Source organism: Rhizobium sp. C104 (assembly GCF_022354505.1).
GTDB lineage: Bacteria > Pseudomonadota > Alphaproteobacteria > Rhizobiales > Rhizobiaceae > Rhizobium > Rhizobium redzepovicii.
The window spans coordinates 3,567,257-3,589,177 of sequence record NZ_CP092348.1; the positions used below are offsets into that span (position 1 = coordinate 3,567,257).

Annotated in this window: 16 protein-coding genes, 1 tRNA gene and 4 pseudogenes; 10 read left to right on the forward strand and 11 right to left on the reverse strand. The window is 61.2% G+C overall.

All coding sequences use genetic code 11. The annotated features are described in order from the left end of the window. Positions 1–2 precede the first annotated feature (2 nt). Both MF410_RS18870 and MF410_RS18875 read right to left on the reverse strand, forming a co-directional pair. A complete protein-coding gene (locus MF410_RS18870) occupies positions 3–1,709 on the reverse strand; it encodes a SulP family inorganic anion transporter (RefSeq protein ID WP_239619951.1) in 1,707 nt (568 codons plus the stop codon). A 116-nt stretch (positions 1,710–1,825) separates the two neighbouring features. Beyond that, positions 1,826–2,095, reverse strand: a complete 270-nt coding sequence (locus MF410_RS18875) for a DUF3302 domain-containing protein (RefSeq protein ID WP_206099928.1) — start codon at positions 2,093–2,095, stop codon at positions 1,826–1,828. Positions 2,096–2,415: 320 nt separating this feature from the next. Here MF410_RS18875 and MF410_RS18880 point away from each other — a divergent pair, with 320 nt between their 5' ends. The 3 genes and pseudogenes from MF410_RS18880 (at position 2,416) to MF410_RS18890 (ending at position 5,137) form a co-directional block, all read left to right on the forward strand. Continuing rightward, entirely contained in the window at positions 2,416–2,727 is a 312-nt protein-coding gene (locus MF410_RS18880; RefSeq protein ID WP_097628438.1) for a hypothetical protein, read from the forward strand. Positions 2,728–2,768: 41 nt separating this feature from the next. Continuing rightward, positions 2,769–4,165: pseudogene (locus MF410_RS18885) on the forward strand (DUF3300 domain-containing protein). Between the two features lie 33 nt (positions 4,166–4,198). Further along, positions 4,199–5,137, forward strand: coding sequence for a DUF2950 family protein (locus MF410_RS18890; protein WP_097628440.1), 939 nt, complete (start codon positions 4,199–4,201; stop codon positions 5,135–5,137). A 40-nt stretch (positions 5,138–5,177) separates the two neighbouring features. On the opposite strand, the pseudogene MF410_RS18895 reads toward MF410_RS18890, so the two are convergent. After that, positions 5,178–5,665, reverse strand: a pseudogene (locus MF410_RS18895) (CYTH domain-containing protein). 27 nt (positions 5,666–5,692) lie between these two features. Then, positions 5,693–6,160 carry a hypothetical protein gene (locus MF410_RS18900; protein WP_097628441.1) on the reverse strand — a complete coding sequence of 156 codons (468 nt, stop codon included), beginning with the start codon at positions 6,158–6,160 and terminating at the stop codon, positions 5,693–5,695. Between the two features lie 262 nt (positions 6,161–6,422). Here MF410_RS18900 and MF410_RS18905 point away from each other — a divergent pair, with 262 nt between their 5' ends. Continuing rightward, positions 6,423–8,183: a hypothetical protein gene (locus tag MF410_RS18905; protein WP_239619954.1), complete on the forward strand. Its 1,761-nt coding sequence runs from the start codon at positions 6,423–6,425 to the stop codon at positions 8,181–8,183. 128 nt (positions 8,184–8,311) lie between these two features. On the opposite strand, the pseudogene MF410_RS18910 reads toward MF410_RS18905, so the two are convergent. The 3 genes and pseudogenes from MF410_RS18910 to MF410_RS18920 all read right to left on the reverse strand — a co-directional run. Then, a pseudogene (locus MF410_RS18910) lies at positions 8,312–8,587 on the reverse strand (GIY-YIG nuclease family protein); the annotation flags it as partial. A gap of 92 nt (positions 8,588–8,679) precedes the next feature. Continuing rightward, positions 8,680–8,755, reverse strand: a tRNA-Ala gene (locus tag MF410_RS18915). A 150-nt stretch (positions 8,756–8,905) separates the two neighbouring features. Continuing rightward, complete coding sequence (locus MF410_RS18920) at positions 8,906–9,289, reverse strand: TIGR02300 family protein (protein ID WP_003589408.1); 384 nt, start codon at positions 9,287–9,289, stop codon at positions 8,906–8,908. A 327-nt stretch (positions 9,290–9,616) separates the two neighbouring features. On the opposite strand from MF410_RS18920, the gene cmk reads away from it, so the two are divergent. Then, on the forward strand, positions 9,617–10,264 hold the full coding sequence (gene cmk / locus MF410_RS18925; protein ID WP_097628486.1) for a (d)CMP kinase: 648 nt from the start codon (positions 9,617–9,619) through the stop codon (positions 10,262–10,264). A gap of 177 nt (positions 10,265–10,441) precedes the next feature. Next, the gene (gene rpsA / locus MF410_RS18930; protein ID WP_003571265.1) at positions 10,442–12,145 is read left to right on the forward strand and encodes a 30S ribosomal protein S1; all 1,704 of its coding nucleotides are present in this window, start codon (positions 10,442–10,444) and stop codon (positions 12,143–12,145) included. A 69-nt stretch (positions 12,146–12,214) separates the two neighbouring features. Here the strand turns inward: rpsA and MF410_RS18935 are convergent, their stop codons facing one another. From MF410_RS18935 to MF410_RS18945, 3 genes are all read right to left on the reverse strand, one after another. Further along, positions 12,215–13,765, reverse strand: a complete 1,551-nt coding sequence (locus MF410_RS18935; RefSeq protein WP_183781799.1) for a hypothetical protein — start codon at positions 13,763–13,765, stop codon at positions 12,215–12,217. 229 nt (positions 13,766–13,994) lie between these two features. Further along, the gene (locus MF410_RS18940) at positions 13,995–14,621 is read right to left on the reverse strand and encodes a ribonuclease D (protein ID WP_097628444.1); all 627 of its coding nucleotides are present in this window, start codon (positions 14,619–14,621) and stop codon (positions 13,995–13,997) included. A 185-nt stretch (positions 14,622–14,806) separates the two neighbouring features. Then, positions 14,807–15,616, reverse strand: coding sequence for a MerR family transcriptional regulator (locus tag MF410_RS18945; protein WP_097628445.1), 810 nt, complete (start codon positions 15,614–15,616; stop codon positions 14,807–14,809). Between the two features lie 166 nt (positions 15,617–15,782). Here MF410_RS18945 and MF410_RS18950 point away from each other — a divergent pair, with 166 nt between their 5' ends. Further along, positions 15,783–17,063 (forward strand): 4-aminobutyrate--2-oxoglutarate transaminase, encoded by a 1,281-nt coding sequence (locus MF410_RS18950; protein ID WP_097628446.1) that lies wholly within the window; start codon positions 15,783–15,785, stop codon positions 17,061–17,063. Positions 17,064–17,126: 63 nt separating this feature from the next. After that, entirely contained in the window at positions 17,127–18,608 is a 1,482-nt protein-coding gene (locus MF410_RS18955) for an NAD-dependent succinate-semialdehyde dehydrogenase (RefSeq protein WP_097628447.1), read from the forward strand. 46 nt (positions 18,609–18,654) lie between these two features. On the opposite strand, the gene MF410_RS18960 is transcribed toward MF410_RS18955, so the two are convergent. Continuing rightward, positions 18,655–18,864, reverse strand: a complete 210-nt coding sequence (locus MF410_RS18960) for a SlyX family protein (RefSeq protein ID WP_003589419.1) — start codon at positions 18,862–18,864, stop codon at positions 18,655–18,657. Positions 18,865–19,044: 180 nt separating this feature from the next. Between MF410_RS18960 and uxaC the strand changes: the two genes are divergently transcribed. Continuing rightward, positions 19,045–20,460: a glucuronate isomerase gene (gene uxaC / locus MF410_RS18965; protein WP_097628448.1), complete on the forward strand. Its 1,416-nt coding sequence runs from the start codon at positions 19,045–19,047 to the stop codon at positions 20,458–20,460. Beyond that, positions 20,457–21,912 (forward strand): annotated as a pseudogene (locus MF410_RS18970) (mannitol dehydrogenase family protein). The gene uxaC and the pseudogene MF410_RS18970 overlap by 4 nt, the downstream one beginning before the upstream one ends. Positions 21,913–21,921 lie beyond the last annotated feature (9 nt).

Consider the following 21,921-nt stretch of genomic DNA (forward strand, 5'->3'; position numbering starts at 1 on the left):
CTCTACCCTGCCGACGCGGCACTGCCGGACTCGCCGACACCGATCAGCGCTCTCAGTGCTTCTTCCCTGCCATTGAAGAGATTGTCGGCGCCGATCGCCTCGATGACCCCGGCGCGCTCGAGGATGCCGCGGCTTTCTTCGCTGAGATCGGCCATGGCGAAGACGATATTCCGCTTTGCCAGGATCTCGGCCACGGCGTCGAGTGCGGCTGCGCCGGTGCTGTCGATATGGGTGACGGCGCCGGCATCGAGCACGAGACATCTGGTTTCAGCAGGAAGTGCCTTCGCGACCGAGGTCAGCCGCATGCGCACGTAATCGGCGTTGTAAAACAGAATGCTGCCTTGGATGGCGAAGACGGCGGCACCTTCCACAGGGCGCGCTTCCGGAAAACGGGCAAGATCGAAAAAGCCATGCCGTCCCTCGATGCGACCAAGAAGACCGTCGCGGGGAAACATCGTCTGCCGCAAGAGATAGACGAGCGTTGCCGCAACCGCGACGATGACGCCATTGAGAACACCGAAGCTGATTGCGCCCCACATGGCGATCAGCGCGAAAATGAATTCCATGCGGCTGATGCGCCAGATCTTTTTCAATTCGTGAATATCGATGAGGCTGATCGCCGCCGTCGCGAGGATTGCCGCGAGCGCGGGAATGGGGAGTATGCGCAGCGCACTGTGAAGGAACACAAGTGCGGCAACCAGCGTCGCGGCCGATACCAGTCCTGCGGCCTGGGAGACACCGCCAGTCGACAGATTTATCGCGGTTCGGGAATCCGAGACGCTGACCGGAAAAGAGCCGAACAGGGCGGGCGCGATATTGGCGGCGCCAAGTCCGACCAATTCCTGATTGGCATCGACCTCCTCGCCGGTTCGCGAGCCGAAACTTCTTGCCGCGACGATGCCGGCGCCGAAACTGACCAGAAAGATCGCGGCCGAGCCGAGCACGATCTTATCGAGAGGCATCTGATGCAATGGAGGCAGGGACAAACTCGGCAGCCCGCTTGGGACATCGCCGACGACTGCTATGCCTCGGCCTTGGAAATCGAAGATCGCCGAAAGGACGACCGAGAGGACAACCACCAGAACGGGACCCGGAACTCTGAATCGGAAGGCTCGGACGATCCATAACAAGGCGAACATCACGAGTCCGAGGACGAGCGAAGGCCAGTGGATCAGACTGCTCTTGGCGAGCATTTCGACAAGCGGCGGGATCAGTCCATCCGATTGGATCTTTACCCCCGTGAAGCGACCGATTTGCCCAACAAGGATCGAGAGCGACACGCCGGCGAAGAAGCCGACCAGGATGGGACGGGAGAGGAAGCTCGCGAGAACGCCGAGCCTCAGCAATTTCGCCGCGATACAGAAGACGCCGACGCCAAGCGCAAGGGCCGAGGCAATGGCAACCCTGTCGACGCTTGCCGTCGCGGGTTCGGCGGCGATGATGGCGCCCATGGCGGCCGCCAGCACGGTCATGGTCGCAGCGTCTGGGCCGACGACCAAGAGCCGGGAAGGACCAAAGATCGCGTAGGCGATCGGTGCGACGATGCTGGCATAGATGCCGGTCTCCGGTGGCAGGCCGGCGATGGCGGGATAAGCGATGGCGCTCGGCAAACCGACTGCGGCGATCGACAGGCCGGCCGGAATGTCACTGCGAAGCCAGGCTCTGTTGAAGCCGGCTAGGCCCCGCAACATGGGAAGACTTCCTATCACCCCTGGCTCCCTATCTGATGCCGTTGGCCCTCGTGCCCGTTCGATCTTTGTTTTTGCGGTGCAAACCTAGGCAAGGTGTTTGCGGACATGTCTTTAGTGTTCGAGGAACACGAAGTTCATCCAGCAACTTCCGCCGACAGCTTTCCGTCTTGCCGGATGCCCCAGCCGCGGTCGTCGTGGTAAAGCGTTGCCCAAATGAACAGGAAGGGCCAGATCGCATGCAGCGTGAAGAGGCTGACCCATCCCGCAACATGGATGGCATCCTGATGAGGACGGTTCCGCGCCTTGGCCATCAGGTGGAGAATGTCGTGAATGGCAATCATGGCATAGAAAAGCGTGATCACGACGAAGACCAAGACGCCCAAGGCAAAATAGTCGAGAAACACGGATCCCCCTCTGGCTTGGTCTGTCCGAGCCATTTTGATCGCAAGCGACGATCGGATAATAGGCCCGTTGCGGCGCAAAGACCCGTAGCATCGCGTAATCTCTATCGGGGCCTTCGCGGCCGATCCGGCTGGGGAGATTGCCTGTCCAGCAAGGAACGACGCGAGATCGGCCGCCGAATCCCAATCGTCGCCTCGTATGGCGACCGGGATGCGGCTGTCAGAAGCCGGCGACCGTAGGTTCGCGTATTTTACGTCTCCTGCAGGTGCGGCTGTTATATAGTTTTCGCACTGCTTAGGGCAGTTCGTCGGCGGGGGCGGAGATGGCGTCGGGAGAAAGTGGTTCGACATATTTGTCCGCCCTTGAAGCGGCAGAAGCTCATTTTCCCGACCAGGCAAGGCTGGTGCAGCGACTTTTTTACGTCAACGACACGTTTCGAAGCATGTGTGAGGATCTGGCGGCGGCGGCGCAGGCATTGGCGCATGTCGAACAGCTGTCCGACTCTGTGAGGGAGGCGCGACGGCTGGAATATGCAGGCTTGGTCGATGCGTTGCTGAAAGAAATGAGGGAAGCGATAGCACAATCGAAAATTGTGATGCTCAGGCGGACTCCCGTGAGTCCAAAACTACGGTGAACGCTTCTGTCATTCAATAATTAGAGGGAGGTCCTTGTGCGATGAATAGAGTTTCACGCAAGCTGCTGGTTGGGTTGTCGACCCTGGCGATCATCACGCTGCAGCTGGCACTCCCAGTGCGAGCGCAGGCTCCTGCCCCGGCTGCTGCGCCCAACCAGGCGGAGGCAGAACCGTCCACGGCTACACTCCTTTCAGACGATGAACTTGAAGTGCTCGTGGCGCGGATCGCGCTTTATCCGGACGAACTGGTCGCGGCGATTTCGGCCGCATCGCTCTTCCCTTGCAGATCATCGAAGCCCAGCGCTTTCTGGATGCGAAAAACAAGAACGCCGACCTCAAGCCCAAGAGCGACTGGGACGGCAGCGTCGTCTCGTTGCTGAACTACCCCGATATCGTCAAGATGATGAGTGAGGATCTCGATTGGACCCAGTCGCTTGCCGATGCGCTCGCCAACCAGCAGAAGGATGTGCTGATTGCCATTCAGCAACTTCGCGATGAAGCAGTGGCAAAAAACATTATCAAGACGGATGACAAGGTGACGGTCGTTACGGAAAACGACAATGTCATCATCCGTCCCACCGATCCGGAAAAAATCTATATCCCGCAATATGCGCCGGAGATGCTTTACGACCCAGGCTATGCATCCGAGCCGATCTCCTACTATCCGGAGCCGTACGACAATTATTACTATCCCGGAGCCGCTTTTTTTGCCGGCGCGGTCACCGGGCTCGCCTGGGCGGCCGTCGTTAATTGGGACGACTGGGGGGTGTGGGGCGGTCGCTGGGGCGGTGGTGACATCGATATCGACTGCAACAATTGCCTGAACGGTCGAGACTTCAATGGCAAGATGAAGTGGAACGATGTCGATTGGTCGAAGGTCGATCGCAGCAAAATGAGCATCGGCAAAGACCAGCTTGCCAAGCTTGACCGTTCGACGATCAAGTCCGGCCTGCAAGCCGACAACCGTAACCAGCTGCGGAACCAAGCCAAGGATTTCCAGGCTGGCGAGAGGCCAGGCAATCGTGGAACGGCGGCGCGCGCCGACGATATTCGAAAAGGCACGGTGCAAGGGCTGAAGTCCAAACCGCAGGGAAACAAGCCGACGGCCGCCACTCGTCAGAATGCAACCCGGCCCGAAGCCCGTCCTCAATCGGCTAATCGCGCAGCCAAGCCAGCACAGAAATCGGTCAAGAAGCCCAACAAACCGCAGATGGCCGCCAGACCCGATAATCGCAACCGGCAGCCGAATGCGCTTGGGAATGTCCAATCCGGCCGCCGGGAGGCGGTCTCTTCGAAGCGGGGGGCGCAGAGCATGGGCAGCCAACCTCGCTCTGCACCGCGTGCGGCGCCACAGCGCTCCCGTCCTCCTGTATCGCGTGGTGGTGGCGGCGGCCGTGGTGGTGGCGGCGGTGGCCGTGGCGGCGGCGGCCGGCGATAGATATCTTCCTTCCAAGACTGCCGGAGGTATATGATGAGAACTCAATCAACCTTGATCCCGCTTATGATTTCTGCCGTGCTCTGCGTGGTCTCCGCGACCCCGTCAGCATCGCAGATGCGGACCGATCTCACGGAGTTTGCGACGGCAGGTCCGACGCCGTCGTTTGGCACGCCGGGGGCGGTTCTCGATCGCCTCAAGGCAGTTCTGGCTTCCAACGATGTCGACGGGTTTGCAGGCCTTCTCGGCCTGAAAGCGGACAAGCTGCGGTCCAGCAACGAGGCGATGATCACATATGGGTTGATCCGCGAAGGCGCCGCGCGGCAGATGATTCTGGAGGATCTCGGGGGACGGAAGTTCATTGCGATCGGCGACCGTCTCTGGCCCCTGCCGTTTCCGCTCACCGAGGGCAAGGACGGGAAATGGTCCTTCGACACGCAGCGCGGCCTGGCGGAGATCGTCAATCGGCGCGTCGGCGAAAACGAGCTCGCGACGATCGATACCATGCACGAATATGTGGTCGCGCAATATCAATATGCATCCGACGATCGCGACGGTGACGGTATTTACGAGTTCGCCAAAAAATTGATCAGCAGTCCCGGCAAGCTGGACGGCCTTTACTGGGATCCAAGCGTCTATCCGGAGGAAAGCCCGGCAAGCGCGCTGGTCGAGACAGCTGCCTTCGGTGCCGCCAAACGCGGGGAAGGTTATTTCGGATATCGCTATCGCATCCTGACAGCCCAGGGTGACAATGTGCTCGGCGGCAAACAAAGCTACCTCGTCAATGGTTACTTGACCGGCGGCTTTGCGCTCATCGCCTGGCCGGTCTCATATCGGGTGACCGGCGTGCAGACTTTTATCGTCAACGGGATGAACGTCATCTATCAACGCGATCTCGGGCCGCAAACGGAACAGCGCGCCGCGGCGATCATGGAATTCAATCCAGACGCCGATTGGACCGTTGTCAGTGAATAGGGTTTTACACTGCCTGCGCGTCTCCAGAGGGGCGCCATTATCAGTCGCCGCATTCTGCACCCAAGGGAGGCTTACTTGAGGCAGCGGCCATAGCGCGGTTGGAATAGCTATCGTTGCCCGTGACTTCTCGCCCAAGCCATTGCGGCAGGACCGGCAGATCATCTTCACTCGCCATTTCGATCTCGGCAAGCGTCAATCCCTCATAGGCTCCGGCAAAGACGTCCACATCCCAGTTTCTGCCCTCGTACAGGACCCGATAGCGCGTTTCTCAATGACGTGGCCGGTCGCATGGTGAAGCAGGTCCCGCGCCTCATCGACCGGAATCTCATATTCATATTCGTCTTTGGCGAGCCCTGTCGTGCGGAATTTGATCGTCAGGCAAGCAGAACGACCGTCGATCAAGCGAACACGAACCGAGTTCTCATCGCGAGATAAATAGGCTTGCTGCAGGACATGCGAAATGCCGGCACAATCGCGCCAGCTATTGTTACGCACGAGGAACTTGCGCTCGATCTCGATCGCTTTCAAGTTGATCACCCCCTACTTTACTGCCGGTCAGTCGACCGGCGGCTCCCAAGTGAGGAAGAAGCCGACGTCTCCGGGCATGCCATCCGGGAAGTTGATGATCATGGCCTTCAGCCCATAACCCTGTGGCTTGGCCACCTGCTCGAAGAGCTCCAGGAGTTCCTTTGCCTTTCCCTGCAGCGTCTTCTGCCATCCCGGCAGGTTGTTGTTGATGGCACGGCCGCTGTCGGTGCAAAACGTCGAGGGAAAACTGTAGATCAATGCCTCGTATTTGCCGTCTGCCGCCGCTTTCATCACAAGGCGCTTGATGACGGCGCGTTCCGTTTCGCCGATCTGCTTGCGGAAAAAATCCTCGACGAATTCCGCGTGTTTTTTTGCTTCACGCGCCATGATCCTTTCGTTGCGCTCCATCTCGACAAGCTGAAGCTCCAGAGCACGTTTGCGCAGCTCCTCTGCGCTTGTCATGGAATGGGGTGTAGAGCTCTCAGGTGATGTCATCGCAGCCTCCTCCAGAATACACGGCGATGATAGGGCGAGCTTGGAGACTAAGGCAGTAAGATACATGACGGCGTCGGTAGAATACGGTATCCTACGCTGGCATTTCGTAAGCCGTGACTGCGTCCATCTTCGGGCTAATCATCGGATTGGCTTAGAGTTGGTTAGGGTATTCGGCCGGGCGACATTGCTGTTATGCCGCGGTGAGACTATCGTTTGAGACAGCGTGCTGCAGGTTGTTCGCAATCGGCGTCTGGGGGAACCGATGACGAGTGCAGGCATAAATAGGGTCGCCGCCTCGCAGGAGGAGGTACAGCAGCAACTTGAGCGCATTCTGTCCAGCCGCGAATTCCGCCTTCCCGAACGGACGAGGAAGTTCCTCGAATTTGTGGTCACGGAAACGTTGGCGGGCCGCCGTGACTATCTGAAGGCCTTTACCATCGCACAAGCGGTTTTTGGCCGGGACGCGAACTTCGATGCCCAGCAGGATCCCTGCGTTCGTATCGAAGCCGGCCGGCTGAGACGGGAACTCGAACACTATTACCTCACAGCCGGCGGCGCCGACCGGATCATCATCACCATCCCGAAGGGCGGCTACGCGCCGGTCTTCGATGTCATCGGCGGCGCTGAACCCGCAGATATCTTGCCGCCCGAACAGGCGAACGCGTCAGGCGCGGATAACGGACAGATACATGCAGCAACGGATGCCATCGGCCGGAACCCCGCGGACCGGCGCCTTTCGCCTCGATATTGGCTGCTTGCAGCAGGCACGGTGATTATCCTAGCCTCGACAGCGGCTATCCTTCGGCAGGTCGGGTCGCCGGGTGTAGAGCGCGAAACGGGACTGGGCGCCAACAACCGCCCCACCATCATCGTCGAGCGTTTTGACAATGTCTCTGGCGGGAACCTTGCCTCCGATATCTCTCGCGGCATGACCGACGACATCATCGAGAAGCTGGTGCGCTTCAATGATATCGTTGTCGTCACTGCCATGCCGCGGAGTAAATCCGGCGAAGCTTCGTTGGAGCCTCTCTATGCCCTGCAGGGAAGCGTGCGGCTCGAAGGCAGCATGCTGCGCTCGACGGCAAGGCTCGTGCGGCGGGCGGATGCGGCTGTCATCTGGGCAAACAATTACGATGCAGACATGACGGTGCAAGGCATCCCGAAAACGCAAGCAAGCCTTGCCGGGGATATCGCGACTGCGGTCGCGCGCCCTTTCGGCGTCATGTTTCAAACTGATACCGCGACCATCGCCGGACGCACAGACGCCTTTTCATGCATTCTCTCCTACTACAGCTACCGCAGCGAAATGACTGTGCAGGCGCATGAGGTGGCAAAATCCTGCCTGCAACGGGCCGTGGAGCAAATGCCGGCCGAATCCAATGTCGTGGCCCTTCTTTCGCTGATCCATCTCGACGAGTTCCGCTTTTCATACCAACTTCATACAAAAGCGACGGCCGCGACGCTCGGCCTGGCAAAGCAACTTGCCGAGCACGCGGTGCAGCTCGACCCGAAGAATGCACGCGCACTTCAGGCGCTGATGCTCGCCAATTTTTTCGACAATGATCCGGTTGCGGCCCTCAGCGCCGGCGCCAGCGCCTATGCCAGCAATCCGAACGATACCGAAGTGGCCGGTGAATACGGCCTGCGGCTGTCAATGTCGGGGGAATGGGAAAGAGGCTGCACGCTGATTTCAGAAGCGGTCGGCAAAAATGCCGGGCCACGCGGATATTATGAGGTCGGGATGGCGCTCTGCGCCTTCATGCGAGGCGATACACGGGCTGCGGAACTCTGGTCACGCATGTCGGATCTCAACTATAATCCGATGCATCGCCTGGTATTGCTCTCCATTCTCGGCGCGCTCGGAGAAAAGCAGGAGGCAGAGGAACAGCTTGATTGGATCCGACGCGAGTCACCCGCCTTGATCCCGAACATCAGGCAGGAGGTCACCAGCCGGCTGGCGCGGACCGAGGATCAGCGGCGGTTTCTTGCGGGAATAGAGGCTGCCGGTTTGTCGGTGCAATAGCCGAGAGATTGAGGTCGTGGGAGCGGAGTGCCTGCGTCGCCCGACGGCCTCTATTCCTGGAGTCTTTTCGTTGAATGCGCCAGACACGTCGCGTGATCCAACTACACCGCTTTCGCATGCACCTGCGATTATTCGGAATCGGTCTTCCCGTTAGCCAAGCGAGTTGAAGTCAGATTCGGCTGGACCAGTCTCTTGCTGGCAAAAGCCCTGCCGAAATGCGATTTCAGGTATGTTTCGAATTCAAGCGCCTTGTGCTTGTCACGAAAGGCGCAATACCAGAGCAAATTCCATGGTGCAAATTTGGCAGTGTGGGTAGATTTTCCGGCGTTGTGAGCGGCGAATCGCTGTTTCAGATCTGCGGTAGAGCCAGTGTATTCCTGATCGGAAAAATCGACGCTGCGGACAGCACGTCGTCGCCCTTCGGGCTATGCCGGGCACTGCTTCGGCCTAACGGTCTCCCGCGGCTGCGCCACGCGAAGCCCGTAAGGGCGAAGCGTGGTGGAGCTAAGCGGGATCGAACCGCTGACCTCTTGCATGCCATGCAAGCGCTCTCCCAGCTGAGCTATAGCCCCATCAAGGTGGTCCGGCTGAGCGCCGGTCCTGGGATGCTTCGCAGGGCGTGCCCTGCGGAGTGGCGGCTTATTACTTCCGGTTTTCGGAGATAGCAAGCCTAAAAAATTCGGCCCGGAGAATTTTTTCCTCACCGGGCCGAAATGCAGCCGTCAAACTTCGTCTTCGTCGCCGGTCACGCCGATGATGTCGCTCATGTCGTCATCGTCATCGTCTTCGTCGGGTGTGAGGAAGGTATCGTCGTCGTCATCGCCTTCGATTTCGACATCGTCGTCGCCGATATCGGGGATGTCGTCGCCGGAGGCGGCGTCATCGGCATCCTCAAGCGAAACCAGTTCGACTTCGGTGTTTTCGGTATCGACTTCCGCAACCTCGTCCTCTTCGGCAACATCGGCGATCGCCGAGGTTTCCTCGAAGAAGGACAGGGGGTAGGACTTGCCGGTATAAGGAGAAACGATCGGATCCCGGTTCAGATCATAAAACTTCTTGCCGGTTTCCGGATCGGTACGCTTGGTTCCAAGTTCCGCTTTCGCCACTATAAGCCTCGTGAGAATGGCCGAATGCAAGATTCGGCAAATGCCGTTCAAGCCGGCGTTCCATCGGAATTTATAAGCCGGTCCCCTTAATCGCTGCGGCTTCCCATGTCAAAGCCAAACTTTATGATCGGAGCGCAAGCTATTTCCGCCAGCGGCGGATGACCGCCCGGCGCGTTTATGGTAACGAGCCGCGGCAGCCGCAGAGCTGAACGAAGATCGTCACCGGAAGGTTCGGTCTTGCGCAGGAAATCCTGCGCCTTTACAAAGGATTACGCCGTGCATGGCGCCGCGCCGCCGCCTTTCAGCCAGGTGCCCCAGGATCGACACATGAGCAGCAAGACTTTCACCATCGCCATCGATGGCCCGGCTGCGGCCGGCAAGGGCACGCTTTCGCGCCGCATCGCCGAGCAATACGGCTTCCATCATCTCGACACCGGCCTGACCTACCGCGCCACGGCCAAGGCGCTGCTCGACGCCGGCCTGCCGTTTGACGACGAGGCGGTGGCCGAAAAGATCGCGCGGGAGGTTGAACTCGCCGGATTGGATCGCGATATACTTTCCAAGCATGAGATCGGCGAAGCGGCCTCGAAAATAGCCGTGATGCCGGCGGTGCGTCGGGCCCTGGTCGAGGCACAGCGACGATTTGCGACCAAGGCGCCGGGAACCGTGCTCGACGGGCGCGATATCGGCACGGTCGTCTGCCCGGATGCACCGGTCAAACTCTATGTGACGGCAACGCCGGAGGTGCGCGCTAGACGCCGTTACGACGAGATTCTCGGCAAGGGGGCGACGGCGGATTTCGATGTGATTTTCGAGGACGTGAAGCGGCGCGACGAACGCGACATGGGACGGGCCGACAGCCCTTTGAAACCAGCTGATGATGCGCACTTGCTTGATACGTCGGAAATGAGTATAGAGGCCGCGTTTCAAGCCGCTCAATCGATCATCGATGCGGTCTTGAGCCGAAATGCCTAAATTCAAGCGATTTTGCATGCTCAGACGCATGGATCGCTTCTAATACAGCAGCCTGAAATTCCGTCCAAGCGCCGGATTGCCTTCGTGAAAGAGGGCGGACTGGGTTCAGGCCCGTTCAACGCAAACCAACCGGCGCATACGTGTCCGCTCCGCTATTCAGGACACGCAGGAGATTTTATGTCAGTAGCTACTCCCTCTCGCGAGGATTTCGCGGCCCTTCTCGAAGAGTCCTTTGCCAAGAACGATCTGGCCGAAGGCTATGTCACCAAGGGCATCGTCACGGGCATCGAAAAGGATGTCGCCGTTGTCGACGTCGGCCTGAAGGTCGAAGGCCGCATCGCGCTCAAGGAATTCGGCGCGCGCGCCAAGGATGGCCAGCTCAAGGTTGGCGATGAAGTCGAAGTTTACGTTGAGCGCATTGAAAACGCGCTCGGCGAAGCCGTTCTGTCGCGCGAGAAGGCTCGCCGCGAAGAGAGCTGGGTCAAGCTCGAAGCCAAGTTCGAAGCCGGCGAGCGCGTCGAAGGCGTGATCTTCAACCAGGTCAAGGGCGGCTTCACGGTCGACCTCGACGGTGCGATCGCCTTCCTGCCGCGTTCGCAGGTCGATATCCGCCCGATCCGCGACGTCACGCCGCTGATGCACAACCCGCAGCCCTTCGAAATCCTCAAGATGGACAAGCGCCGCGGCAACATCGTCGTATCGCGCCGTACGGTTCTGGAAGAATCCCGTGCCGAGCAGCGCTCTGAAATCGTTCAGAACCTCGAAGAAGGCCAGGTTGTTGACGGCGTCGTCAAGAACATCACCGATTACGGTGCGTTCGTCGACCTCGGCGGCATCGACGGCCTGCTGCACGTCACCGACATGGCATGGCGCCGTGTGAACCATCCATCGGAAATCCTGAACATCGGCCAGCAGGTCAAGGTTCAGATCATCCGCATCAACCAGGAAACCCACCGCATCTCGCTCGGCATGAAGCAGCTCGAGAGCGATCCTTGGGATGGCATCCAGGCCAAGTATCCGGAAGGCAAGAAGATTTCCGGTACCGTCACGAATATCACCGACTACGGTGCATTCGTCGAGCTGGAGCCGGGCATTGAAGGCCTGATCCACATTTCGGAAATGTCCTGGACCAAGAAGAACGTACACCCCGGCAAGATCCTGTCCACCAGCCAGGAAGTCGAAGTCGTCGTTCTCGAAGTCGATCCGTCCAAGCGCCGTATCTCGCTCGGCCTCAAGCAGACGCTGGAAAACCCGTGGGCAGCATTCGCCCGCAGCCATCCGGCCGGCACTGAAGTCGAAGGCGAAGTCAAGAACAAGACCGAATTCGGCCTGTTCATCGGCCTCGACGGCGATGTCGACGGCATGGTGCACCTCTCCGACCTCGACTGGAACCGTCCGGGCGAACAGGTCATCGAGGAGTTCAACAAGGGTGACGTCGTCAAGGCCGTCGTTCTCGACGTCGATGTCGAGAAGGAACGTATCTCGCTCGGCATCAAGCAGCTCGGCAAGGATGCGGTCGGCGACGCCGCTGCATCGGGCGACCTGCGCAAGAATGCGGTCGTTTCCTGCGAAGTCATCGCGGTCAACGACGGCGGCGTCGAAGTGAAGCTCGTCAACCACGAGGACATCACTTCCTTCATCCGCCGCGCCGACCTCGCCCGCGACCGCGACGAACAGCGCCCCGAGCGCTTCTCGGTCGGCCAGGTCTTCGACGCCCGCGTCACCAACTTCTCCAAGAAGGACCGCAAGATCATGCTGTCCATCAAGGCTCTGGAGATTGCGGAAGAGAAGGAAGCCGTTGCCCAGTTCGGTTCGTCCGACAGCGGCGCTTCGCTCGGCGACATCCTGGGCGCAGCGCTCAAGAACCGCGGCGGCGAATAAGCCTCGCATCAGCCTTTGAATTGAAGAACCCGCCGGAGCGATCCGGCGGGTTCTTCATTTTCAGGTTATTTATTCCCAGCCGACCATGCGCTGATAGAGCGCATAAACCGGGTCGGCGGCCGCGCCTGACTGATATGGCGTCGGCTCGGTATCGATCATTCTCGGCGTCCGGCGCTGAGGCGCCGCATTGGCTGCTTCGCCATCGGCCGCGGCATCCCCGCCGCCGGATTGCGCCTGCTGCTTATCCTCTTGCTGCTGATCTGGCGGTGCCCCATCGTGGTGGTGCTGATTCTGGTGGCTGGTTTCATCCGCCTTCCCGTTCGGCGGGACATCCTTGGCGAACTGATAGGGCAGCTGCGTATAGGCAAGTCCCTCCGGCATCCTTGCTGCAAGCGGGACATAGGCCGTCTCGGGAATCGCCGTCATTGGCAGTGGCGCATCGGTCTCTTTCGGTTGGCGGGCAGCCGCAGCCACGATCTCCGTTTCCATCGGCGATGGGTGCAGCGCTGCGGAGGGGCGCGCGTCGGCTGCTGCGAGGTCAGCCGGCTGCCTGGTCAAGGTTTCGGCCGCATCGCTGATGACGGCATCGTCGAGTATCGTATCGATCTCCACGGCCGCTTCGACGGGACCATCCTCCAGCACCGCTTCGACATCCTGCTCGCGGATGATGGTGACAATCATCTCGGAGACCTCTTCGGTCATCGAAGCGGCAATTCCTGTCCAGTTCCTTGGAATGACAGGATCGCCCTTTTCCGACACAGTGCGAGGCTGGAGGGCGGGCGCCTCCGGCGTTTCCCGCGCCTCCTCGGCCGCTGTGGCTTCGGCCGGCAAGGCTGGCGCGGTGTCGATCTCCTGCCGTTCAGATTCTTCCGCGGCGACCTCGCTTGCCGCTGCCGACGCGGACTGAGCCCGGTTTTCAGGCCGCGGCGTTTCCGGATCGGCTACCTCAACGGCCTCGGCGATCACCGCTTCCTCGGCGGTGGCCAGCGCCGCCGCCTCGATGAGCGCGCCGGGCGGCGCCGACAGCTCGTCTGCCGGCTTGCGCATGGCGGCAGGCTCATGATCCTCATGCAGCTGGATCTCCGGCCGGGCTTCAGCGCGCATCGGCGAAGCGTCATTCTGGCCGTACGAGCGCACGACAGCGCGAGCGGCGAGATCGCGGTCCTTGTAGCGGACGATTTCCAGATAGGCGACGATCCGCGCCGCTTCCGGGCCTGCAGGGTTCTTCAGGGCTGCGGCAATCATCCGAAGTGGCAGGCTGTGGCCTTGCTCCGTCAATTGGCGCTCGACCTCGTCGATTCTGACGCCCGGCAGCCGCAGGATGGCATCGGCTAGCCGGGAGGCGAAGGCAAGATTGGTTTCGTCCTCGCCGCGATCTAGCGAGATGGCGCGGCCGGCGGCATCAATGGCATCGAAGAGGGCCTCGATCATGCGCTCGCGTGCGGCAAGCAGCAGGATACTGAGCTTGCCGGCAACGGCGGAATTCAGGTCGGCGGCTTCGACGGCGTTGACCGACGCGGGAGCAATCACAGAACGGCCGAGGCCGCCGGCGACGATCGCCGCAGTCTGGCCTTGAGACGAAAAGCTTGCATTGGACGCTGCACGAACGGGAGTCAACATGGCATGCTCCTTTCGTAAAGTGACGATGAAAGCAGGCTCTATAAAGGACCGCGCTCATCCGGCCCCTTGCATCCCCGCAGATCCTCCTGTCCGCATGACGCAATACCGGCGTCATCGAAATGCATAAATATTAATGGGAATTTTAGGAAAGAGGCGTTAACGAATTGCTAACGGCCGCGGACCAGCCGCTTCCACGATCCTTGTTTCACGCAAGGCGCGGGCAATTTACTCAGCTATGGGCGAAGATATCGGCCTCTTCCCAGCCGAGCAGGTCGAGCTTGGCGCGGGTCGGCAGGAATGCGAAGCAGGCCGTCGCATGGTCGAAGCGGCCGTCGCGGATCAGGCGCGCGGTCAGCTTGTCGCGCAAAGCATGCAGGTAAAGCACGTCGGAAGCGGCATATTCGAGCTGGGCCGGAGACAGCGTTTCGGCCGCCCAATCTGAAGACTGCTGCGCCTTGGAGATATCGACGTCCAGCATCTCCTTGAGATTGTCCTTGAGGCCGTGGCGATCCGTATAGGTGCGGATCAGGCGCGAAGCGATCTTGGTGCAGAAGACCGGGTTCGTCGTGACGCCGAAAGTGTGGAAGAGCACGGCAATATCGAAGCGGCCGTAATGAAAGATCTTCTGATGGGTCGGATCTTCGAGCAGGGCGACGAGATTGGGAGCCGCTTTCTGGCCGGCGGCGATGCGGATGACGTCGGCGGTGCCATCACCAGGTGAAAGCTGGACGACACAGAGCCTGTCCCGGCGTGGCACCAGGCCGAGCGTTTCGGTGTCGATGGCAATCGCGCCGGTGTAGCGCGCGGCATCGGCCGCGGAAATGTCGCCTTCGTGATAACGTATGGTGGCGGCCATGAGACTATCTTTCGTTCGAATGCGTCCCCGACAGCGCCGCGCGTCTTTCAGACGCGCAAAGCACGCTGCGGTACTTATGAATTGCAGTATAATTTTATCCTTAAATCGGTTCCGATTTAAGGAATTATGCACTAGCCCTATAGCGCAAAGCCGCAAAATGCGAAACCGCTTCCTCTGCAGGCGCTTCAGAATGTCGGCGGCGTGTTGATCCAGAGAAGCACAGTTTCGCCGTCGTGGCGGTTACGCCAGGAATGGTAGCGGCGGCTTTCGAAATAAAGTGAATCGCCCGGACCGAGATCGAAGAACTGATCGCTGTCGAGCACCAGCTCGAGCCGGCCGGACAGGACATGCATAAATTCCTCGCCTTCATGGCGATAGGCGCCTTCACTCGCAGCGCCCGGCGCCAGCACGAAACGATGGCAATCCATCATTCTCGGGCCTTCGGCAAGCAACTGCACCGCAACTCCAGGCGTCGTTTCCGGCCAGCTGCGCCATTCCCCGGCACGCACCAGCACCGGCACCTCGGCGCTTTCTTCGCCGGAGAGACGTGAGACAGTGGTGCCGTAATACTCGGCGAGGTCATGCAGCGTCTTGAAACCGACGCCCTGCGAGGTGCGCTCCAGCGTCGAAAGTGTCGAGGAGGTGACGCCGATATCGCCGGCCACCTGATCCAGCGTCTTGCCGGCGGCGTGGCGCAGGCTGCGCAGCTTGCGGCCGAGGCCGGTATCCTGACTTGCCTCGGCGCCATCGGCGGAAGGTTCCTCACCTTCCAGCGCCTCGCGGATGGCGGCGGGATTGAGACCGCGTTCGGCCCGATACCAGGAGATGCGCTTCAGCCGCGCCACATCCTCGGCGCTGTATTGGCGATGACCGGTCTGCGAACGGCCGGGAACGACCAGGCCCTGGCTTTCCCAGAGACGCAGCGTCGAGGCCGAAACGCCCGCCAGCCGTGCGGCTTCCGCCACCTTGTAGCGTACCGGCCCGTTATCGTTCATCCGCCAATATCCCCGATTCCAATCGCTGCCGAGCATTTATCAAAATGCGTGATGTTTGAAGCAAAAAATCCCACTTGTTTTCTTGCAGGAAAAATGTAGGAGTTTTATAGGCAAATTGCAGAACTTATACAAGATAATTTCAAACCCTTCAGACAGGAGCGCATCGATGACCGCGACGAGCCTTACGGACCGGAAGAACGCCGCCATTTCACGGGGCGTCGGCATGACGACCCAGATCTATGCCGATCGCGCCGAGAATGCCGAGATCTGGGACAAGGAAGGCCGTCGCTACATCGATTTCGCCGCCGGCATCGCCGTTCTCAACACCGGCCACCGCCATCCCCGGGTCATCGCAGCGGTCAAGGATCAGCTCGATCGCTTCACCCATACCTGCCATCAGGTCGTGCCCTACGAAAGCTATGTGCATCTCGCCGAACGGCTGAACGCGCTGGTGCCTGGTGATTTCGAGAAGAAGACGATCTTCGTAACGACGGGCGCAGAAGCGGTCGAAAATGCCGTCAAGATCGCCCGTGCGGCAACCCGCCGTTCGGCCGTCATCGCCTTTGGTGGCGGCTTTCACGGCCGCACCTTCATGGGCATGGCGCTGACCGGCAAGGTGGTGCCCTACAAGGTCGGCTTCGGCGCCATGCCGGGCGACGTCTTCCACGTCCCCTTCCCGGTCGAACTGCACGGCGTCACCGCCGACCAGTCGCTCGCGGCGCTGAAGAAGCTCTTCGCCGCCGATGTCGATCCGCAGCGTGTCGCCGCCATCATCCTCGAGCCGGTGCAGGGCGAAGGCGGCTTCTATTCCGCACCCCCAGCTTTCATGAAGGCGCTGCGCGAGCTTTGCGACCAGCACGGCATGCTGCTGATCGCCGACGAGGTGCAGACCGGTTTTGCCCGCACCGGCCGGATGTTCGCGATGGATCATCACGAGGTGGCGGCCGACCTGACGACAATGGCAAAGAGCCTTGCCGGCGGCTTTCCGCTCGCCGCCGTCACCGGCCGCGCCGAAATCATGGATGCGCCGGGACCGGGCGGGCTCGGCGGCACCTATGGCGGTAATCCGCTCGGCATCGCGGCCGCCCACGCAGTGCTCGACGTCATTGCCGACGAGGATCTCTGCGGCCGTGCCGACCAGCTCGGCGGCCGGCTGAAGCAGCGGTTGGAATCGCTGCGCGAGACAGTGCCCGAGATCGTCGATATCCGCGGGCCGGGCTTCATGAACGCCGTCGAATTCAACGACCGAAAGACGGGATTGCCGAGCGCCGATTTCGCCAACCGGGTGCGGCTGGCAGCACTCGGCAAGGGCTTGATCCTGCTCACTTGCGGCGTCCACGGCAACGTCATCCGCTTTCTCGCGCCGATCACCATCCAGGACGAAGTGTTCGGCGAGGCGCTCGACATTCTCGAGGCCTCGATGCTGGAAGCGACTTCGGCCAAGTGACGCGATGGGTCCCGAATTACAAGGGTTGCCGGCAACAGGCGGCCGCTCCCAAGGAGATATGACATGGCTTTCACCACCGCCCTGACAAGGCACGTTCCCTTCTCTTCGCCGTTCCTGCGCGCTGCCGGCTATGTCAACGGCGTCTGGACATCGGGCGATGCCACAAAGACCTTTGACGTGCTCAATCCGGCAACCGGCGAACTGCTTGCTTCGCTGCCCGACATGGGGGCAGCCGAGACGCGGGCGGCGATCGATGCGGCCTATGCCGCCCAGCCGGCCTGGGCCGCCCGCCCGGCCAAGGAGCGCAGCACCCTCCTGCGCAAATGGTTCGACCTGATGGTCTCCAATGCTGACGAACTCGCCGCGATCCTGACCGCCGAAATGGGCAAGCCGTTCGCGGAAGCGCGCGGCGAGATTCTCTATGCCGCATCCTATATCGAATGGTATGCCGAGGAAGCCAAGCGCATCTATGGCGAGACGATCCCGGCGCCGTCTCAAGATAAGCGCATGATCGTCATCAAGCAGCCGGTCGGCGTCGTCGGCACGATCACGCCGTGGAATTTCCCGGCGGCGATGATCGCCCGCAAGGTGGCTCCGGCGCTTGCCGTCGGCTGCACTGTCGTGTCGAAGCCCGCCGAACAGACGCCGCTGACGGCGATTGCCCTTGCCGCGCTCGCCGAACAGGCCGGCATTCCGGCCGGCGTCTTCAACCTCATCGTCGGCGTCGACGGCCCGGCGATCGGCCGCGAGCTTTGCGGCAATGACAAGGTGCGCAAGATCAGCTTCACCGGCTCGACGGAAGTCGGCCGCATCCTGATGCGGCAGTGCGCCGATCAGATCAAGAAAGTGAGCCTGGAGCTCGGCGGCAACGCGCCGTTCATCGTCTTCGGCGATGCCGATCTCGACGCCGCCGTCGAGGGCGCGATCGCCTCCAAATACCGCAATGCCGGCCAGACCTGTGTCTGCGCCAACCGCCTCTACATCCAGTCGGGCGTCTATGACGCCTTCGCGGCCAAGCTTGCCGCCAAGGTCGCCGCAATGTCGGTCGGCGACGGCTTCACGCCGGGTGTCGAGATCGGGCCGCTGATCGACGAGCAGGGCCTTGCCAAGGTGGAAGACCATGTCGGCGACGCGCTTGCCAAGGGCGCCAAGCTGCTGACCGGCGGCAAGCGCATCGACGGCGCCGGCACCTTCTTTGCGCCGACGGTGCTGGCCGGCGTTGCGCGCGGCATGAAGGTGGCGCGCGAGGAAACCTTCGGGCCAGTGGCGCCGCTCTTCCGCTTCGAGACGGCCGAAGATGTCATCGCTCAAGCCAATGATACGGAATTCGGCCTTGCCGCCTATTTCTATGCCGGCGACCTGAAGAAGGTCTGGCGGGTGGCGGAAGCGCTGGAATATGGGATGATCGGCATCAATACCGGTATCATGTCATCCGAGACCGCGCCTTTCGGCGGCATCAAGCAATCCGGCCTCGGCCGCGAGGGTTCACGCCACGGCGCCGACGACTATCTGGAAATGAAATATCTCTGCATCGGCGGCGTCTGATCGGCCAGCCGGGAAAATCGCGCACGCGGCCTCTCGCCGCGTGCCGTCAATAATGCGGCGGGCGGGTAATACCAGGCGCTTCCAGCGACTGCTCCTCGAGCGACAGGAAACGTTCGGTCAGCCGGTCGAGCTTGGAGCGCATCTGCTCGACGATCTTCCATTGCTCGGTCAGCTGATCGGAAAGCTCCTCGATCGTCTTGGCCTGATGGGCCAGCATTTCCTCCAGCCGGGTGATGCGGTTCGTCTCGTCGGACATCGATCCTCCTTTGCCGAAACCGGCAATACAGTGCTCCTCCCAAAGCGGAAATAGGCCGCTTCGTCAATGCTTTCCATGGCTGGTGCGACCGTGCGCAAAAACCGAACCATCCGGTTACTAAAAGACCTTGCCGCGCCTGATGTTGTGGGGTAGGCCCTTATCCATCAGGGAGGAATACTGATGGATGTAGGAAACGGCTTTCTTCATCCGGACCGGCTCTTTCCGGCCGACCCGGCAATACGGACCATTGCGCGCGACCTCTACGAGACGGTGCGCAATCTTCCGATCGTCAGCCCGCACGGGCATACCGAACCGTCCTGGTTCGCCGACGACAAGCCCTTCGAAGATGCGGCCTCGCTGCTGGTCATTCCCGATCACTATCTCTTCCGGATGCTGCACAGCGTCGGCGTTCCCTTGGACGAGCTCGGCGTTCCCAGGCTCGACGGCAAGCCGGTGGCTGCGGGGCGGACGATTTGGCGAACCTTTGCCAAGCATTATCATCTCTTCCGCGGAACGCCGTCGAGCCTCTGGGTCGACCACGCCATGTCGGCCGTGCTCGGCTGCACCGAGCCGCTGACATCAGACAATGCCGATGCGCTCTACGACCATATCAATACTCAGCTCGCCCTTCCCGAATTCCGCCCGCGGGCGCTGCATCAGCGATTCGGCATCGAAACGATCGCGACGACGGAGGGCGCGCTTGACCCGCTGACACATCATCAGAAGATGACCGCCGACGGCTGGATCGGCAAGGTGCGCACCACTTACCGGCCGGACAGCGTCACCGATCCGGATGCGGTCGGCTTCCGCGATAATCTCGTCAAGTTCGGCGAGATCACTGGCGCTGACGTGACGCGCTGGGAGGGCCTGATCGAGGCGCACCGGCGCCGGCGCGCCTATTTCCGCCAGTTCGGCGCCACCGCGACCGATCACGGCGTACCCACAGCCTTCACCGCCGATCTGCTGCTTGCGGAAAAGCAGGCGCTGCTCGACAAGGCGCTGAGGGGGCCGCTGTCGGCTGCGGAGGCGGAACTCTTCCGCGGCCAGATGATGACCGAGATGGCCGGGCTTTCGGCCGAGGACGGCATGGTCATGCAGATCCATGCGGGGTCGCGGCGCAACACCGACAGCGGGCTGTTTGCGACGCGCGGCCCGAATATGGGCGCCGATATTCCGACCCGCACCGACTGGGTCGGCGGCCTCAATGCGCTGCTTTCCAGATACGGCCATGCGCCGGGGCTGCGGGTGCTGCTCTTCACCCTCGACGAGACGACCTATGCGCGCGAAATGGCGCCGATGGTCGGCCATTGGCCCTGCCTGATGATCGGCCCGCCCTGGTGGTTCCACGACAGCCCGCTCGGCATCCGCCGCTATCTCGACCAGGTGGTGGAAACGGCAGGCTTCGCCAATATGGCCGGTTTCAACGACGATACGCGGGCGCTGCTTTCGATCCCGGCGCGGCATGATGTCTGGCGCCGCGAAGTCTGCCGTTTCCTCGCCGGGCTCGCCGCCGAGCACCGGATTTCCAAGAGCGACGCCGCGATCGTGGCGGGCGAACTTTCCTATGGCAATGCGAAGAAGGCCTACAAGCTGTGAGCGAACGACTGCAGACCCTTTCCGGCCTCGCCCCGACGGCGAAGCTTCCCGCCTATGACCGCAGCCGGCTGAAAAGCGGCATCCTGCATCTGGGACCCGGCGCCTTTTTCGCGCGCATTTCGCACCGTTTACCGATGGCGCGCTGGCCGCCGCAGCCGGCGACTGGGGTATCGAGGTGGCAAGCCTGCGCACGCCCGATGTCGCCGACAATCTGAGCGCCCAGAACGGGCTCTATACGACACTGATCCGCGATACATCAGGCACGACGGCCGAGGTGATCGGCTCGATCCTGAAGGCGCATGTGGCGCCGCGCGATCCGGCCGGCCTGCTGGCGCGGCTCGAAGATCCCGCGATCCGCATCGTCAGCATGACGGTGACGGAAAAGGCCTATGGTTTCGATCCCGCAACCGGCGGTCTCGACCTTAAACATCCCGATATCGTCGCCGACCTCGCCAACCGGCATGCACCGCGCGGCGTCATTGGCTACCTGGTGGAGGGCCTTGCGCGCCGACGGCAGAAGGGCATCGCCCCGTTTACGCCGCTCAGCTGCGACAACCTGCCGAGCAACGGCGCCGTGCTGAAGCGCCTGGTGCTCGAATTCACCTCCCGCATCGATGCCGATCTGCATCGCTGGATCGAAGCGAACGTGCCCTTCCCGTCGACGATGGTCGACCGTATCACGCCGGCCAGCACCGACGCGACCTATGCCGATGCCGAGCGGCTGACGGGCCGCACGGATATGGCGGCGATCGAGACGGAACCTTTTACGCAATGGGTCATCGAAGACCATTTCGCCGATGGCCGTCCGGCCTGGGAAAAGGTGCGCGGCGCGCTGATGGTCGAAGACGTTTCAGCTTATGAGAAGATGAAGCTCCGGATGCTGAACGGCGCCCATTCGCTGCTTGCCTATCTCGGTTATATCGGCGGCTATGAATTCATCCGGGACGTGATGGACGATGCCGCCCTGGCAGCCCTGGCCTATCGCCATATGCATGCAGCGGCGAGAACGCTCGATCCGGTGCCGGGCATCGATCTCGACGACTATGCCAATGAATTGATAGCACGCTTTGCAAACAAGGCGATCGCGCACCGCACCTATCAGATCGCCATGGACGGCACGCAGAAGCTGCCGCAGCGGCTGCTGGAACCGGCATGCGAAGCGCTGGCGCATGGTGATCGGGCGGAGACCTATGCGATCGCCGTGGCGGCCTGGATGCGCTATGCGATCGGCGAACACGGCAATGGCGAGCGCTTCGAGCTGCGCGACCCCGGGCCGCGGAAATCGCCGCACTCATTGCCGATGTCCCGCGCACCGGCCCGGCGATTTCGGCGGCTCTCTTCACCCTGCCCGGATTGTTCCCGGCGGCTTTGACCGGACACCGCGCCTGGGCGCAGGATGTCTCGGACAAGCTGGAGATCCTGATCCAGGACGACCGGCTGCCGTTGTTTTGAGGTTTTCTC

What these genes read in the sequence shown, in the direction of transcription:
- MF410_RS18880 (WP_097628438.1), top strand. Translation starts at nt 2,416, where the DNA reads ATGGCGTCGGGAGAAAGTGGTTCGACATATTTGTCCGCCCTTGAAGCG.
- MF410_RS18890 (WP_097628440.1), top strand. Translation starts at nt 4,199, where the DNA reads ATGAGAACTCAATCAACCTTGATCCCGCTTATGATTTCTGCCGTGCTC.
- MF410_RS18900 (WP_097628441.1), bottom strand. Translation starts at nt 6,160, where the DNA reads ATGACATCACCTGAGAGCTCTACACCCCATTCCATGACAAGCGCAGAG.
- MF410_RS18905 (WP_239619954.1), top strand. Translation starts at nt 6,423, where the DNA reads ATGACGAGTGCAGGCATAAATAGGGTCGCCGCCTCGCAGGAGGAGGTA.
- cmk (WP_097628486.1), top strand. Translation starts at nt 9,617, where the DNA reads ATGAGCAGCAAGACTTTCACCATCGCCATCGATGGCCCGGCTGCGGCC.
- rpsA (WP_003571265.1), top strand. Translation starts at nt 10,442, where the DNA reads ATGTCAGTAGCTACTCCCTCTCGCGAGGATTTCGCGGCCCTTCTCGAA.
- MF410_RS18935 (WP_183781799.1), bottom strand. Translation starts at nt 13,765, where the DNA reads ATGTTGACTCCCGTTCGTGCAGCGTCCAATGCAAGCTTTTCGTCTCAA.
- MF410_RS18940 (WP_097628444.1), bottom strand. Translation starts at nt 14,621, where the DNA reads ATGGCCGCCACCATACGTTATCACGAAGGCGACATTTCCGCGGCCGAT.
- MF410_RS18945 (WP_097628445.1), bottom strand. Translation starts at nt 15,616, where the DNA reads ATGAACGATAACGGGCCGGTACGCTACAAGGTGGCGGAAGCCGCACGG.
- MF410_RS18950 (WP_097628446.1), top strand. Translation starts at nt 15,783, where the DNA reads ATGACCGCGACGAGCCTTACGGACCGGAAGAACGCCGCCATTTCACGG.
- MF410_RS18955 (WP_097628447.1), top strand. Translation starts at nt 17,127, where the DNA reads ATGGCTTTCACCACCGCCCTGACAAGGCACGTTCCCTTCTCTTCGCCG.
- MF410_RS18960 (WP_003589419.1), bottom strand. Translation starts at nt 18,864, where the DNA reads ATGTCCGACGAGACGAACCGCATCACCCGGCTGGAGGAAATGCTGGCC.
- uxaC (WP_097628448.1), top strand. Translation starts at nt 19,045, where the DNA reads ATGGATGTAGGAAACGGCTTTCTTCATCCGGACCGGCTCTTTCCGGCC.